The sequence below is a fragment of the Kitasatospora sp. NPDC005748 genome (assembly GCF_040630735.1).
Classification (GTDB): Bacteria; Actinomycetota; Actinomycetes; order Streptomycetales; family Streptomycetaceae; genus Kitasatospora.
Map to the genome: position 1 here is coordinate 127463 of NZ_JBEXYD010000001.1, position 12971 is coordinate 140433.

Sequence of the window (12971 nt, forward strand, 5' to 3'; positions counted from 1 at the left end):
GACCAGGAAGAACAGCAGGAGGAACTGCGCGGTCGCCGGTGCCGCACGAGCCCCCGTCCTGCCCCGCACCGGCCCCGGCTGCCAGCGGCGGCCGGCCTACCAGGAGTGGCGGTGCAGGGCGAGGTGGAGGGTGTCCACGGCCTGGATGAGGGCGGAGCGGGCCGAGCCGGTGCGGCAGTGCGAGTCGAGCAGGACGAAGCCGTGCACCACGCCCTGGTAGCGGGTGGCCACCACCGGCACCCCGGCCCGGCGCAGCCGGGCCGCGTAGGCCTCGCCCTCGTCCCGCAGCACGTCGGCCTCGGCGGTGATCACCAGCGCCGGTGGGAGCCCGGCTAGCTCCTCCAGTCCGGCGCGCAGCGGGGCCGCCAGGGACTGCGCCCGGCCGGCCGGGTCGGGCAGGTAGGCGTCCCAGAACCGGCGCATGTCCGCCCGGTGGAGGAAGTACCCGTCGGCGAAGGCACGGTAGGAGGGGGTGTCGAAGTCCGCGTCGGTCACCGGGCAGATCAGCACCTGGTGGAGCAGCTCCGGGCCGCCGCGCCGGCGCAGGAGCAGGGTGAGCGCCGCGACCAGGTTGGCGCCCGCGGAGTCGCCGGCGGCGGCGATCCGGCTCCCGTCCAGCCCGATCTCGTGGCCGTGCGCGGCGATCCAGCGGGCGACGGCGTAGCACTGCTCGACGGCGACCGGGAACCGCTCGGCGGGCGGGCGCCCGTAGTCGACGAGGACCACGGCGGCGTCCGCGCCCACGGCGAACTCCCGCAGCAGGTGGCGGTAGCTGTCGGCGTCGCCCAGCACCCAGCCGAGGCCGTGCAGGAAGAGGACCACCGGGGTCGGCCGGGCGGCGTCGACCGGGCGGATCACCTGGATCCGGACGTGACCGGCCGGTGTCGGCAGCGCCAGCCGGGTGGCGACGGTGTCCCGGTGGCCGTCCGACGGGTGGGGCCCGGCCAGGAAGGCGAGGTCGAGGGGCTCCGGCGCGCTCCCGCCGGGCGGCGCCGCCGTCCGATCGCGGCGGGCGTGGGCGCGGGCGGCCAGGAAGTCCTGGAGGCCGTCGTCCAGGATCGGGCCCGGGGCCTCGGGGGTGGTGCTCTCGGACACTGGTGTGCTGCTCCTGGCGTAGCGGCCGGGTCGGACCGGCTTCCGCGGGTGGGCGTGGCCCCGCCCGGGTGGTCGCGGGCTCGCCCGGCGCCGCGGGTCCGGGCACGGCGGCGAGCCGGGGGTACTGCCACCGTGCCCGGAGAGCGTGCCGGCCGGGGCCCGGGGCGCCCGGCCGGCACGTCGTCACCTTAGGGACCGGCCGGGCCCGGGACCGTACCCTGAGCGCACTGGAAGCCGCCGCTCCGTGCACGGCGGTCGGCCGGTCCCGCGCGCCGCTCCGTGCACGGCGGTCAGCCGGCCGTGCGCGCCTCCTCCGTACGCCGCGCCCGCCACTCGCGCGGGGACGTCCCGTACGCGGCCCGGAAGGCCCGGCTGAAGTGCGCGGGGTTGACGAACCCCCAGCGCTGGGCGACCGCCGAGACGGTCGGCGCGCTGCGGCTGCGCCGGCCGAGCTCCCGGGCGCACTCCTCCAGCCGGCGCCGCTGGATCAGCCGGCCCACCGTCACGCCTTCGTTCTCGAAGAGCCGGTGCAGGTAGCGCACCGAGATGCGGTGGGCGTCGGCGATGCCCTGCGGGGTCAGCCCCGGATCGCCGAGGTGGCGGTCGATGTGGGCGCGGACCAGCCGGACGAGGTGGGCGCCGGCCTCGTCGGGGCCGGCGGCCGGGCGCCCCGCCAGCTCGCCGACCAGGGTGAGGAACAGGTCGGCGACGCTGCCCGCCAGGAGGTCCCCGACGGCGGACGGGTAGCTGGGCGCGGCGTCGGCGAGGGTGTCGAGGAAGGGCAGCAGGACCGCCCCGAGACTCTCCCGCGAGGTGACGGCCCGCCCGGTCACCCGGCGGATGTCGGCCTCCGGCACACCGAGCAGCCGGTGCGGCAGGTGGAACACGTGGGAGCGGAAGCGCTGCGGGTAGTCGACCGAGTAGGGGCGCGCGGTGTCGTACAGCACGAGGTCGCCGGGCGCGACCTCGGCCCGGCGGCCGTCCTGGGTCAGCACGGCGTGACCGGACACCTGGACGCCCACCGCCACCTGGGCCTCCGCCCCGGCCGAGCGCGCGATCAGGCCCGGCGTCCGGGACAGCCGCGTGGCGTCCGCCTCCAGGGTGGACACCCGCAGGCTGCCCAGCCGGTGCGACTCCAGCCGGCCGTCGAACGGGCCGTCGGCGAGCGGCACCACCTCCACCGGCGCCAGCGCGTACGAGACCGCCCGGCCCCAGTGCCCCGCCTTCTCCCCGTCCGGCACCGCGGCGGTTGTGACCCGCAGGTTCACCTGGCTGCCCCTCTCTGTCGGCGTTCACGGCCGAAGCCCCGCACGACCAGCCTGCGGCAGGCAGCAGAAGAGTGCCTAGGTCGTCTGACTGTCGTTCTGACGAGCCGGGGCGACCGGGCGCGCTGGGCTCGGCTCCCCCGGGCCGGCGACCCTCCCGGCGGGGTCGGCCGTCCGTTCCGCCCGCGCCGGGGCGCGGCACCCGGCGGGCCTGGTCGCCGGGCGGCGACCCGTCGCCGGGCAGGGTCAAGGCTAACCGGCCGTCAGCCGTGCTCGCGCCCGCCCGGCACCGCCCGCACGCCCCGGACCTGCGCCGATGCGCCGGTCCGGGGCGTGCGGGGGCCGCGGGGGGTGGTGGGGTGGCCGCCGGGGCGGGCCACCCGCCGGATCAGGCGTCGGATCAGGCGCCGAGGAACTCCAGCAGGTCCTTGGTGAACGCGGCCTCGTAGGCCCCGACCAGGCCGTGCGGGGCGCCCGGGTAGACCTTGAGGACGCCCTGGGAGAGCAGCTCGACGCTCTTCTCGGCGGAGGCGGCGATCGGCACGATCTGGTCGTCGTCGCCGTGGGCGACCAGGACCGGGATGTCGATCTTCTTGAGGTCCTCGGTGAAGTCGGTCTCCGAGAACGCCTCGACGCAGTCGAGGGCACCCTTGAGGCCGGCCTGCATGCCCTGCAGCCAGAACTCGCGGCGCTTGCCCTCGGAGACCTCGGCGCCCGGCCGGTTGAAGCCGAAGAAGGCCTCGCTGAGGTCGTAGTAGAACTGCGAGCGGTCGGCCGCGACACCGGCCCGGATGCCGTCGAAGGCCTCGATCGGGGTGCCCTCGGGGTTGTCCTCGGTGCGCAGCATCAGCGGCGGCACGGCGCCGAGCAGGACGGCCTTGCGCACCCGGTCGCTGCCGTGCCGGCCGAGGTAGCGGGCGACCTCGCCGCCGCCGGTGGAGTGGCCGACCAGGACGGCCTCGGTGAGGTCGAGCCGCTCCATCAGCTCGGCCAGGTCGTCCGCGTACCGGTCCATGTGGTTGCCGTCCCAGGTCTGCTCGGACCGGCCGTGCCCGCGCCGGTCGTGGGCGACGACCTGGTAGCCGGCCTCGGCGACGGCGACGGCGAGGCCGTCCCAGGCGTCGGCGTTCAGCGGCCAGCCGTGCGAGAGGACGACGGGGCGACCGGTGCCCCAGTCCTTGTAGAACTTCTGCGAGCCGTCGGAGAGCGTGATGGTGGGCATGAGGCGCCTTTCGGAAGGGGTGTCACGGCCGGGCCGGAGAGCCCGGCCGGGGGAGGGCCCGGAGAGCCGGGCCGGGGGGGGCGGCCCGGGGGCGGCCACGGGGTGGGCCCGGCCTCCGTGCGGAACACCGGGAACGCTAGGGCACCGGCGGGCCAGGCGGTGCTCCCTCCCTGCACAGCCCTTGCCCACGCGCGCACCGCCCGTCTCCCCGACCACCCGGGGCGGCTCCGGGCCGGCCGGGGACCGCCCGGCCGGTCTCCGCATACCGGACAGTCAACTACCGCATCGAACACGGCCTTTCACGTCAACGGACCATCCGTCCAGGGCTATTGACTAAGAATCCAACAGTGGCGATTCTCATCGCATCGAGTACGCGGGACATGACAGTCGCCCGGCGCGAAACAATCAAACACCCCGCGCGGGCGGGTCGTTCGTCCCCGTCGTCCCTGCATCGACGACACGAATGGTGACCGATGAAACCCCCACAGTCCCACCCTCATCCGCACCGCAGGCGCAGAATCGTCACGGCCCTGGCCTCGCTCCTCACCCTCTTCTCCCTGCTGTTCGCGGCCCCCGCGCCGGGGGCCTCGGGCGGGACGGGCTGGTGGAACCCGGTCGCCCGGCCCGCGCCGGACTCGCAGATCGGCGTCACCGGTGAGCCGTTCCGCGGGACCGACGCCCAGGGCAAGGTCCGCGGCTTCGTCGACGCGCACGACCACCTGATGTCCAACGAGGCCTTCGGCGGCCGTCTCCTGTGCGGGAAGACGTTCTCCGAGGCCGGGATCGCGGACGCGCTCAAGGACTGTCCCGAGCACTACCCCGACGGCTCGCTGGCGGTCTTCGACATGATCACCAAGGGTGGCGACGGCAAGCACGACCCGGTCGGCTGGCCCACCTTCAAGGACTGGCCGGCCCACGACTCGCTGACCCACGAGCAGAACTACTACGCCTGGGTCGAGCGGGCCTGGCGCGGCGGCCAGCGGGTGCTGGTCGACGACCTGGTCACCAACGGGGTGATCTGCTCGGTCTACTTCTTCAAGGACCGCGGCTGCGACGAGATGGACTCCATCCGCCTCCAGGCGCAGAAGACGTACGACCTGCAGTCCTACATCGACCGGATGTACGGCGGAACGGGGAAGGGCTGGTTCCGGATCGTCACCGACAGCGCGCAGGCCCGCCAGGTCGTCGCGCAGGGCAAGCTCGCCGTCGTGCTCGGCGTGGAGACCTCCGAGCCGTTCGGCTGCAAGCAGATCCTGGACGTCGCCCAGTGCGGCAAGGCCGACATCGACCGCGGCCTGGACGAGCTGTACGGCCTGGGCGTGCGCAGCATGTTCCTGTGCCACAAGTTCGACAACGCGCTGTGCGGGGTCCGCTTCGACGAGGGCGCGCTCGGCACGGCGATCAACGCCGGCCAGTTCCTGTCCACCGGCACCTTCTGGACCACCGAGCAGTGCGCCGGGCCGCAGCACGACAACCCCATCGGCCTCGCCGCGGCACCGGAGGCCGAGAAGCTGCTGCCGCCGGGGGTGACCGTGCCGGCGTACGCGGCGGGCGCCCAGTGCAACTCCCGCGGCCTCACCGACCTCGGTGAGTACGCCGTGCGCGGGATGATGCAGCGCAAGATGATGCTGGAAGTCGACCACATGAGCGTCAAGGCGGCCGACCGCGCCTTCGACATCCTGGAGTCCGCGTCCTACCCGGGCGTGATCTCCTCGCACAGCTGGATGGACCTCGACTGGACCGAGCGCGTCTACAAGCTCGGCGGCTTCGTCGCCCAGTACATGAACGGCGCCGAGGCGTTCAGCGCGGAGGCGAAGCGCACCGACGCGCTGCGCGACAAGTACGGGGTGGGCTACGGCTACGGCACCGACATGAACGGCCTCGGCGGCTGGCCCGCGCCGCCCGGCGCGAACGCCCCGCACCCGGTCCAGTACCCGTTCCGCACCACCGACGGCGGCTCGCTCGTCGACCGGCAGACCACCGGCGAGCGGACCTGGGACTACAACACGGACGGCGCCGCGCACTACGGCCTCGTGCCGGACTGGCTGGAGGAGATCCGGCTGGTCGGCGGGCAGGGCGTGGTGGACGACCTGTTCCGGGGCGCCGAGTCCTACCTGACCACCTGGGGCAGCACCGAACAGCACCGGGCCGGCACCAACCTGGCCGCCGGCGCCCCGGCCACGGCCGCGTCCACCGAATGGAACCCGTTCGTCAGCTACGCGGCCGGCCGGGCCGTGGACGGCGACGGCGGCACCCGCTGGGCCAGCGACTGGAACGACGACCAGTGGCTGCGGCTCGACCTCGGGTCCACCACCCTGGTCGGACGCGTCACGCTGGACTGGGAACGCGCCTACGGGAAGGCGTACCGCATCGAGGTGTCCACCGACGGGGCCACCTGGAAGTCGGTGTGGTCCACCACCACGGGGGCGGGCGGGCTGGAGACCGCGCGGTTCACCGGCGTCCCGGCCCGGTACGTCCGCGTCCACGGGGTCCAGCGCGGCACCAGCTGGGGCTACTCGCTCCACGAGGTCGGGGTCTACAGCACCTGACGGGCGGCGCGGGCACGGCTTCGCGGCCCCGGGCGACCGTCCGGGGCCGCGGGGCGTGCGCGACGGTCAGTTCCGGCGGGTGTGCGGCATCAGGTAGACGTCCACCGCGACCTGGCGCTCGGGGTGCGCCGAGGGGAACGAGGAGAACTCCAGGTAGTACGGCAGCGGCGGGCGCTCGGTGCGCTGCATCCCCTTGGTGGCGGCGCTGACCGCCAGGTGCATGTAGGTGAACGGGATCAGCTCGGGCGGTCCGACGTGACGCATCGCCAATCCTGTTGAAGCCGGAACGACTTGGACGCCCATCCCGTCCCTGGTCTGCGGGTCGAAGCGGTCCGAGACCGGGACGCAGATGTCGTGCCGGGTCCGGGCGCCGATGAAGAAGTCCGGGTCGTCGTAGGAGACGCCCAACGCCTTGGAGCGGGCCGGGCAGTGGCCGTGGGTGGTGAGCCAGCCGCGCAGCCGCTCCCAGGCGGTGTCGGCGCTGTCGATCGGTCCGAGGTGGGAGTAGAACGCGACCCGGCGCTGCGGGATCGCGGCCGGCCGGATGTCCGAACCGGCCGCACCGGCGGTCGGCCAGGCGGTGTTCTGCGGGTTGGTGCGCAGGTCGGTGGGACATATCCCGTACGCGGACCGGAACGCGCGGGTGAAGGCCGCGTGCGAGTTGTAGCCGGCGCTGACCGCGATGTCGATGATCGTGCGGTCCCCGTAGACCAGCCGGTAGGCCGCCAGGGAGAGCCGGAGCCTGCGGACGTAGCGGTGGATCGGCTCGCCGACCTGGTGCCGGAAGACCCGGCGCAGGTAGTCGGGCGAGGTGTTGGTGGCCATCGCCAGCTCCTCCAGCGAGACGGCGGCCTCACCGTCCCTGACCTGGGCCACGATGTGGGGGATGGCCCGGCGCAGACGCTCGTCGTGGCTGCTCAGCGTGTCGATCTTCATAGCAGACTGAAGCCCTCCGCTTCTCGGGTCCCTCGGGCGGGGTCCGACGGGCGACCGGAGCCGAGCCCGGGCCTGTTGGAGCCGACGCCTGACCGACCGATGGCATGACAATCGATCGCACCTCAATGCCTACCTGCGCGGTCACCCCCCGTGCGCGCCAGGGTCAGACGTCCAGATCCACCTCGCCCCGTGGCATGTCCGATGGACGGACGCCGCCCTGACAGCGGCTCCCGGGGACGGGCGAAGACGGGCCCCGACGGGCACCTGGCCCTGACGGGGATTCTCACGATGCTAGGGGGGGCGTCCATGGCTGTCCAGCGGGCCGCAGCCGGTGCACGGAGGTGCGCCACGGCGGCCACGGGAGGTCAGGGGTCCGTACCCGGGTGTGCCGACGCCTCAGGACACCGGCTGGCGCAGGATGGTACGGCGTCGCTCGGGGGCCGTCCTGGTCGGGTCCGAGAGGTAGATCTCGTGGTGCCGGCCGGCCTCGCGCAGCCCCTCGGTGTGCAGGTAGTCGTGCAGCAGCTTCACCGTCCGCGGCTCGGTCTCGTACGGGCCCTGGTGCAGCACCTGGACGCAGCGGCCCTCGGTGAAGGACTCCCGGCGCAGCCGGCCGACCGCCTCGGCCCCGGCCTTCCCTTCCGCCTTCCCTTCCGCCTTGGCCTCCACCTTGGCCTCCGCCTTGGCGAGCGCGGCCGCGAGTTGCGCGTCGGTGTAGGGGACGGGCTGGCGGATCAGCAGGGTCCACCGCCAGCCGGCCCGGGCGCCGGGGCCGTAGGAGTCGGCGGAGACGGCGTCGAAGTGCGGGTCGTCGCTGTGCCAGAGCCCTTCCAGCGGCATCACCGCGTAGTCCGTCCCGGTGTCGGCCCGGACGGCGAACTTCAGGGCGTAGGAGACCGCGTACAGCGCGGCGATGGCGGGCCCGAACTCGGGGCTCTGCTGCGGGTCGCCGGTCCCGTCGAGGGCCAGGAAGGCGAACTCGGGGACGTCGAGCGGTTGCGGGACGGCCTTCGCGCGGTACAGCTCGCCGCCCAGCTTGCGGTGGTCGGTCTTCTCGGCCTTCTTCCCGGTCTGCCCGGTCTTCCCCCCGGCCTTGCCGGCCTGCCCTGCCTGCTCTGCCTTCTCGGCCTTCTGCTCGGTCTTGTTCTCGGCCTTGCCGGTGGTACCCATGGTGCACAACTCCCGTACGACTGCGGATCGGGGCGCCCGGGGCGCCGGTGGAACAGGGCGACCGGTGGCCCCCGCAGGGGCGAACGAGACGGCGCGACGACGGTCACCGCGCGTCCGGTCGCACGGTCCGGGCCGCCGCCCCGCCGTCGGTCCGGGCTCCTGACCCGGGCTTCACCCAGGAGCGGGCCGGTCCGGGACCGCTTTTCCACCGTTGCGGTCAAGTACTCCCCCGGCAACCGATCCAAAGCTTGACTGAGCCGGTCAACAACGCTCCTACCGCTTCTCACCCGGTCGTTTCGCTGCGAGAACTGACGTGCGCGGTTCCCCCATCCGGATGACGAGAGGGATGCATCGTGACTCCAGCCGCCCAGTGGACCCCCGTGCCGGTGCCGGCCGCAGCGGACCCCCATGAGGTCCCGTCGCACTGGTTCAACCTCGTCCCCAGCCTGCCCGGCCCCGTCCCGCCGCCCCGCGAGCCCGAGGGCGCCGAGCACGACGCCTGGGGCTCCCGGCTCGCCCTGCAGCAGCGGATCCGGCTCGACGCCGTCCGCGCCCAGGACGGTGCCACCGAACCCTTCCTGGCCATCCCGGAGCGGGTGCGCGAGGAGCTGGCGTCGATCGGACGCCCCACCCCGCTGCTGCGGGCCCGGGCCCTGGAGCGCTACCTGGAGACCCCGGCCCGGATCTACCTCAAGCGCGAGGACGTGCTGCCCACCGGCAGCTTCAAGCTCAACTCGGCCATCGCCCAGGCCCACTACGCGGCCGAGCAGGGCGTCGACACGATGGTCACCGAGACCGGCGCCGGCCAGTGGGGCCACGCCGTGGCCTGGGCCGCCCGCCGATTCGGCCTCAGGGCCGTCATCTACTGGGCCGGCGTCTCGGCCCGCCAGAAGCCCGGCCGCCGGGCGCTGATCGAGATGCTCGGCGCCGAGGTGCACGCCTCCCCCAGCGAGCGGACGCCGGTCGGCAAGGCGCTGCTGCGCGACGGCCGGCACCTGCTGGGCTCGCTCGGCACCGCGATCGGCGAGGCGATCAGCCACGCCGCGCTGCACCCGGAGACCCGCTACATCTCCGGCAGCAACCTGGCCCACGTACTGATCCACCAGACCGTCATCGGCCAGGAGACCAAGGCCCAGCTGGCCGCCCTCGGCGAGCGGCCGGACACGCTGGTGGCCTGCGTCGGCGGCGGCAGCAACCTGGGCGGCTTCATGGGCCCCTACCTCGCCGAGAAGGCGGAGCGCGGCGACGACCTGCTGCTGCTCGGCGCGGAGTCCGCGAGCGCCCCCCGGCTGACCCGGGGCACGCTGCGCTACGACCACGCCGACCCGGAGGGCGTCACCCCGCTCGGCAAGTCGTACACCCTCGGCCGGGACTACGAGCTGCCGGAGACCCACGTCGGCGGTCTGCGCCAGCACAGCGGCTCGCCGCTGATCGGCGTGCTGCGCGGCGAGGGGCTGCTGGACGCGGTCGCGTACGAGGAGACGGACGTCTTCGAGACCGGGCGGCTGGTGCTCTCCACCGAGGGGATGCTGATCGCGCCGGAGTCCTGCCACGCCCTGCGCGCGGCCGTGGACCGGGCCGTCCTGGCCCGCGAGACCGGGCGGGCCGAGGTGATCGTCGCCTGCGTCAGCGGCAACGGGCTGCTCGACCTCGACGGCTACCTCGCGCACCGCTGACCACCGGCGCCCCGCGCCCACCACAGGCACCCGTCACCGGGCCCTCCGCCGGGCCCCGCACCACCGCCCGCGCACGCCGAGAGCGTGCCACCGCGTACCCGGGGCCGCGCGCACCACCGGGGGCACCACCCCCGCGCACGACCGAGGTCACGGCACCACCCGCACCGGCACCGCCCGGGCGAGGCGCACGCGCCCCAGGATCACCCGTTCCGACACCACCCGTTCCGACACCCTGCACGAAAGGACCGACGTGTCCGACGGAACCATCATCGAGCTGTCCAGCGGGACCAGCCCAAGCTGCCCGTACTATCTCGGCGAGTCCATCGGCGACCGGCTGCCCGAGTACCTCGGCCGGCACGCCTTCGACGAGTTCTACCTGGTCACCAGCCAGCCGCTGTACGAGCTGTTCGGCCGGGACCTCGCCAACCGGCTCGGCCGGGCCGGCGTCGCCGTCAACCTGATCACCGTGGCCGAGGGCGAGGGCGTCAAGGGCTGGCCCGAGCTCACCGCCCTCTGCGAACGGCTGGTGGCCGCCGGGGCCACCAAGGACTCGATCGTCGGCGCGCTCGGCGGCGGCATGATCAGCAACCTGGCCGGACTGGCCGCCGCCATGGTCTACCGGGGCCTGCGCTTCGTCGAGATCCCGACCACCATGCTGAACCTCACCGACGGCACCCTCAGCAACAAGCAGGCGATCAACGGCGCCCTCGGCAAGAACCAGTTCGGCGTCTACCACGCGCCGCTGTTCATCTGGGCCGACGTGGCGATGCTGCGCAGCGAGCCGGAGCGCCAGCACCGCAGCGCGCTGGTGGAGGCGCTGAAGAACGGCCTGGTCAACGACGCCGCGTGGGTCGACCGGATGGAGGGCCTGCTGACCGGCGGTGTGGCGGGCATCCGGGACGACCTGCTCGGGGTCTGCCACGAGGTGGTCCGCAGCAAGCTGGGCATCCTGGCGCAGGACCCGGGCGAGCGCGGCGCCGGCATCATCCTGGAGTACGGCCACACCGTGGGGCACGCCGTGGAGTTCCTCTCCGGGGGCGCGCTGCTGCACGGCGAGGCGGTCGGCATCGGGATGTGTGCCGCGGCCCGGCTGGGCATCCGGCTCGGGATCACCGCCCCGGAGGTGCTGGCGCGCCAGGAGCACCTGCTGGGCACCCTGATCGGCAGTCCGACCACGGTGCCCCGGGAGTTCACCCCGGAGCGGATCGTCGAGGTCATCCTCAGCGACAACAAGCGCCGGGCGGGCAGCGCGGTGCGGTTCGTGCTGGTGCCCGAGATCGGCCGGGTGCACATCGTCGACGGCGACCACGAGACGCCGGTGCCCGAGCCGCTGCTGAAGAGCGTCCTCGCCGAGGCCTGACCGCCCCCGTACGCGCCCGGGCACCGCGCGCACACCCCCGACCGCCGGCCCAGCAGGGCCGGACGGCCCGTTCGGCCTCCCGAAGGAGTCATCCATGAACGACGCGCATTCGCCGGAGATCGCCGAGACGGTCTACCGGCTCGACGGCCCGCTGCGCTGGGCGCTCGGCGAGGTGCAGGACCTGCTGCGCTCCGTCGGCGCCGCGCCCGGCCAGCAGGTGGTCGACGTCGGTGCGGGCACCGGCTACGCGGCCGTGCCCGCCGCCCGGCTGGTCGGGCCGGAGGGCTCGGTGCACTGCGTCGACGGCAGCCCGGAGCTGCTGGAGGTGCTCGCCGGCCGGGCCGCCCGCGAGGGCGTGGCCGACCGGGTGACCCGCACCGTGAGCCCGGTGGTCCCGCTGCCCGTCGCCGACGCCGCCGCCGACCTGGTGATCTCCACCTACGTCCTGCACGAGCTGGCCGACGACGCGCCCGCCGCGATCGCCGAGATGTACCGGGTGCTGCGCCCCGGCGGGCGGGTGGCGCTGGCGGACTACCGCAAGACCGCCGACAAGGAGCGCAACCGGGAGATCGAGGCCTGGTACGCCCGCCAGCCCGACGGCGCCGGTCCCGAGGAGGTGCACCTGCGCTTCACCCTCAACGAGTTGGAGGAGATGCTGCGCGCCGCCGGCTTCCAGCGGATCGAGCTGCGCACCTGGCACGACTTCCACGTGCACGCCACCGCGGAGAAGTGACCGGCCCCCCGGGCACCGGAGCCCCGGCGCGGCACGCACCGACGCGGCCGCGCACCAGCACCCGGCGACCGGCCGGTCAGGACCCGCCGGTCACCGTCGTCACCAGCCAGAAGGAGAACTGTCGTGGTCAAGCTTGCCTACAACGCCAACGGCCTGCGGACGATCTCGGTGGAGCGGGCGATCGAGGCGGTCGCCGACGCCGGCTACGAGGGGATCGAACTCTCGCTCCACCCGGCCCACCTGGACCCGTTCGCCTTCGGCCCCGCCGAGGCCGCGCCGATCCGCAAGGCCCTGGAGCGCACCGGCCTGACGGCCTGCTGCCTGGCCGCGGGCGCCGACAACCTGCTCGGTGAGGAGCGCTTCGAGCCCTCGCTGATCCACCCCACCGCCGAGGGCCGGGCCCGCCGCGTCGACCTCGTCCTGCGGTCGGTCCGGATCGCCGACGAACTCGGCATCCCCTACGTCAACTTCGCCACCGGCAAGCGCAAGCCCGAGGTGGCCGAGGAGCAGGCCCGGCAGTGGCTGGACGAGGGCGTCCGGCAGGTGCTGGACGGCCCGGGCACCGCGGTGCTGGCGATGGAGCCCGAGCCGGAGTTCTTCCTGGAGAGCAACGACGGGGTCGCCCGGCTGGCCGACGCGCTGGCCTCGGACCGCTTCGCGCTCGCCCAGGACCTCGGCCACTGCCGGGTGGTGGAGGAGGACTACCTCGCCTCGGTGGAGCGGAACCTGCCCTATACGAAGATCATCCAGGTCGAGGACATCAAGGGCCGGGTGCACCACCACGAGATCCCCGGGGACGGCGACATCGACTTCGCCGGCTTCTTCTCGGTGCTGGGGCGCGGCGGCTACGACGGCTACGTCAGCGTGGAGCTGTACAACCACGCCGACCGCTACGAGCACGCGCTGCGCCGCAGCCGCGAGGTGCTGACCGCCGCGATCGCCGCCGCCGCGCAGGGCTGAGCCCG

10 protein-coding genes are annotated in these 12971 nt (G+C 73.9%); 5 read left to right on the top strand and 5 right to left on the bottom strand.

The genetic code is table 11. From position 1 onward, the window contains the following. Positions 1 to 96: 96 nt before the first annotated feature. The 3 genes from ABZ495_RS00470 to ABZ495_RS00480 form a co-directional block, all read right to left on the bottom strand. On the bottom strand, positions 97 to 1095 hold the full coding sequence (locus ABZ495_RS00470; protein WP_359833718.1) for an alpha/beta hydrolase: 999 nt from the start codon (positions 1093 to 1095) through the stop codon (positions 97 to 99). A 290-nt stretch (positions 1096 to 1385) separates the two neighbouring features. After that, entirely contained in the window at positions 1386 to 2363 is a 978-nt protein-coding gene (locus tag ABZ495_RS00475) for a helix-turn-helix domain-containing protein (RefSeq protein WP_359803958.1), read from the bottom strand. Positions 2364 to 2760: 397 nt separating this feature from the next. Beyond that, positions 2761 to 3582 carry an alpha/beta hydrolase gene (locus tag ABZ495_RS00480; protein ID WP_359833719.1) on the bottom strand — a complete coding sequence of 274 codons (822 nt, stop codon included), beginning with the start codon at positions 3580 to 3582 and terminating at the stop codon, positions 2761 to 2763. 473 nt (positions 3583 to 4055) lie between these two features. Between ABZ495_RS00480 and ABZ495_RS00485 the strand changes: the two genes are divergently transcribed. Next, on the top strand, positions 4056 to 6131 hold the full coding sequence (locus ABZ495_RS00485; protein WP_359833720.1) for a discoidin domain-containing protein: 2076 nt from the start codon (positions 4056 to 4058) through the stop codon (positions 6129 to 6131). Between the two features lie 66 nt (positions 6132 to 6197). Here ABZ495_RS00485 and ABZ495_RS00490 read toward each other — a convergent pair whose 3' ends face one another. Together ABZ495_RS00490 and ABZ495_RS00495 are read right to left on the bottom strand one after the other, a co-directional pair. Further along, positions 6198 to 7067 carry a helix-turn-helix domain-containing protein gene (locus ABZ495_RS00490; protein WP_329486337.1) on the bottom strand — a complete coding sequence of 290 codons (870 nt, stop codon included), beginning with the start codon at positions 7065 to 7067 and terminating at the stop codon, positions 6198 to 6200. Between the two features lie 396 nt (positions 7068 to 7463). Further along, positions 7464 to 8237, bottom strand: coding sequence for a GyrI-like domain-containing protein (locus ABZ495_RS00495; RefSeq protein WP_359803955.1), 774 nt, complete (start codon positions 8235 to 8237; stop codon positions 7464 to 7466). Between the two features lie 353 nt (positions 8238 to 8590). Here ABZ495_RS00495 and ABZ495_RS00500 point away from each other — a divergent pair, with 353 nt between their 5' ends. The 4 genes from ABZ495_RS00500 (at position 8591) to ABZ495_RS00515 (ending at position 12966) form a co-directional block, all read left to right on the top strand. Further along, positions 8591 to 9913: a TrpB-like pyridoxal phosphate-dependent enzyme gene (locus tag ABZ495_RS00500; protein WP_359833721.1), complete on the top strand. Its 1323-nt coding sequence runs from the start codon at positions 8591 to 8593 to the stop codon at positions 9911 to 9913. A gap of 250 nt (positions 9914 to 10163) precedes the next feature. Next, positions 10164 to 11273, top strand: coding sequence for a 2-deoxy-scyllo-inosose synthase (locus ABZ495_RS00505; protein ID WP_359803953.1), 1110 nt, complete (start codon positions 10164 to 10166; stop codon positions 11271 to 11273). A 94-nt stretch (positions 11274 to 11367) separates the two neighbouring features. Beyond that, a complete protein-coding gene (locus tag ABZ495_RS00510; RefSeq protein WP_329486341.1) occupies positions 11368 to 12006 on the top strand; it encodes a methyltransferase domain-containing protein in 639 nt (212 codons plus the stop codon). Positions 12007 to 12129: 123 nt separating this feature from the next. Then, a complete protein-coding gene (locus ABZ495_RS00515) occupies positions 12130 to 12966 on the top strand; it encodes a sugar phosphate isomerase/epimerase family protein (protein ID WP_329486342.1) in 837 nt (278 codons plus the stop codon). Positions 12967 to 12971: the final 5 nt, after the last annotated feature.

Coding starts and splice junctions, on each gene's coding strand:
- ABZ495_RS00480 (WP_359833719.1), bottom strand. CDS start 3,582: ATGCCCACCATCACGCTCTCCGACGGCTCGCAGAAGTTCTACAAGGAC.
- ABZ495_RS00485 (WP_359833720.1), top strand. CDS start 4,056: ATGAAACCCCCACAGTCCCACCCTCATCCGCACCGCAGGCGCAGAATC.
- ABZ495_RS00490 (WP_329486337.1), bottom strand. CDS start 7,067: ATGAAGATCGACACGCTGAGCAGCCACGACGAGCGTCTGCGCCGGGCC.
- ABZ495_RS00495 (WP_359803955.1), bottom strand. CDS start 8,237: ATGGGTACCACCGGCAAGGCCGAGAACAAGACCGAGCAGAAGGCCGAG.
- ABZ495_RS00510 (WP_329486341.1), top strand. CDS start 11,368: ATGAACGACGCGCATTCGCCGGAGATCGCCGAGACGGTCTACCGGCTC.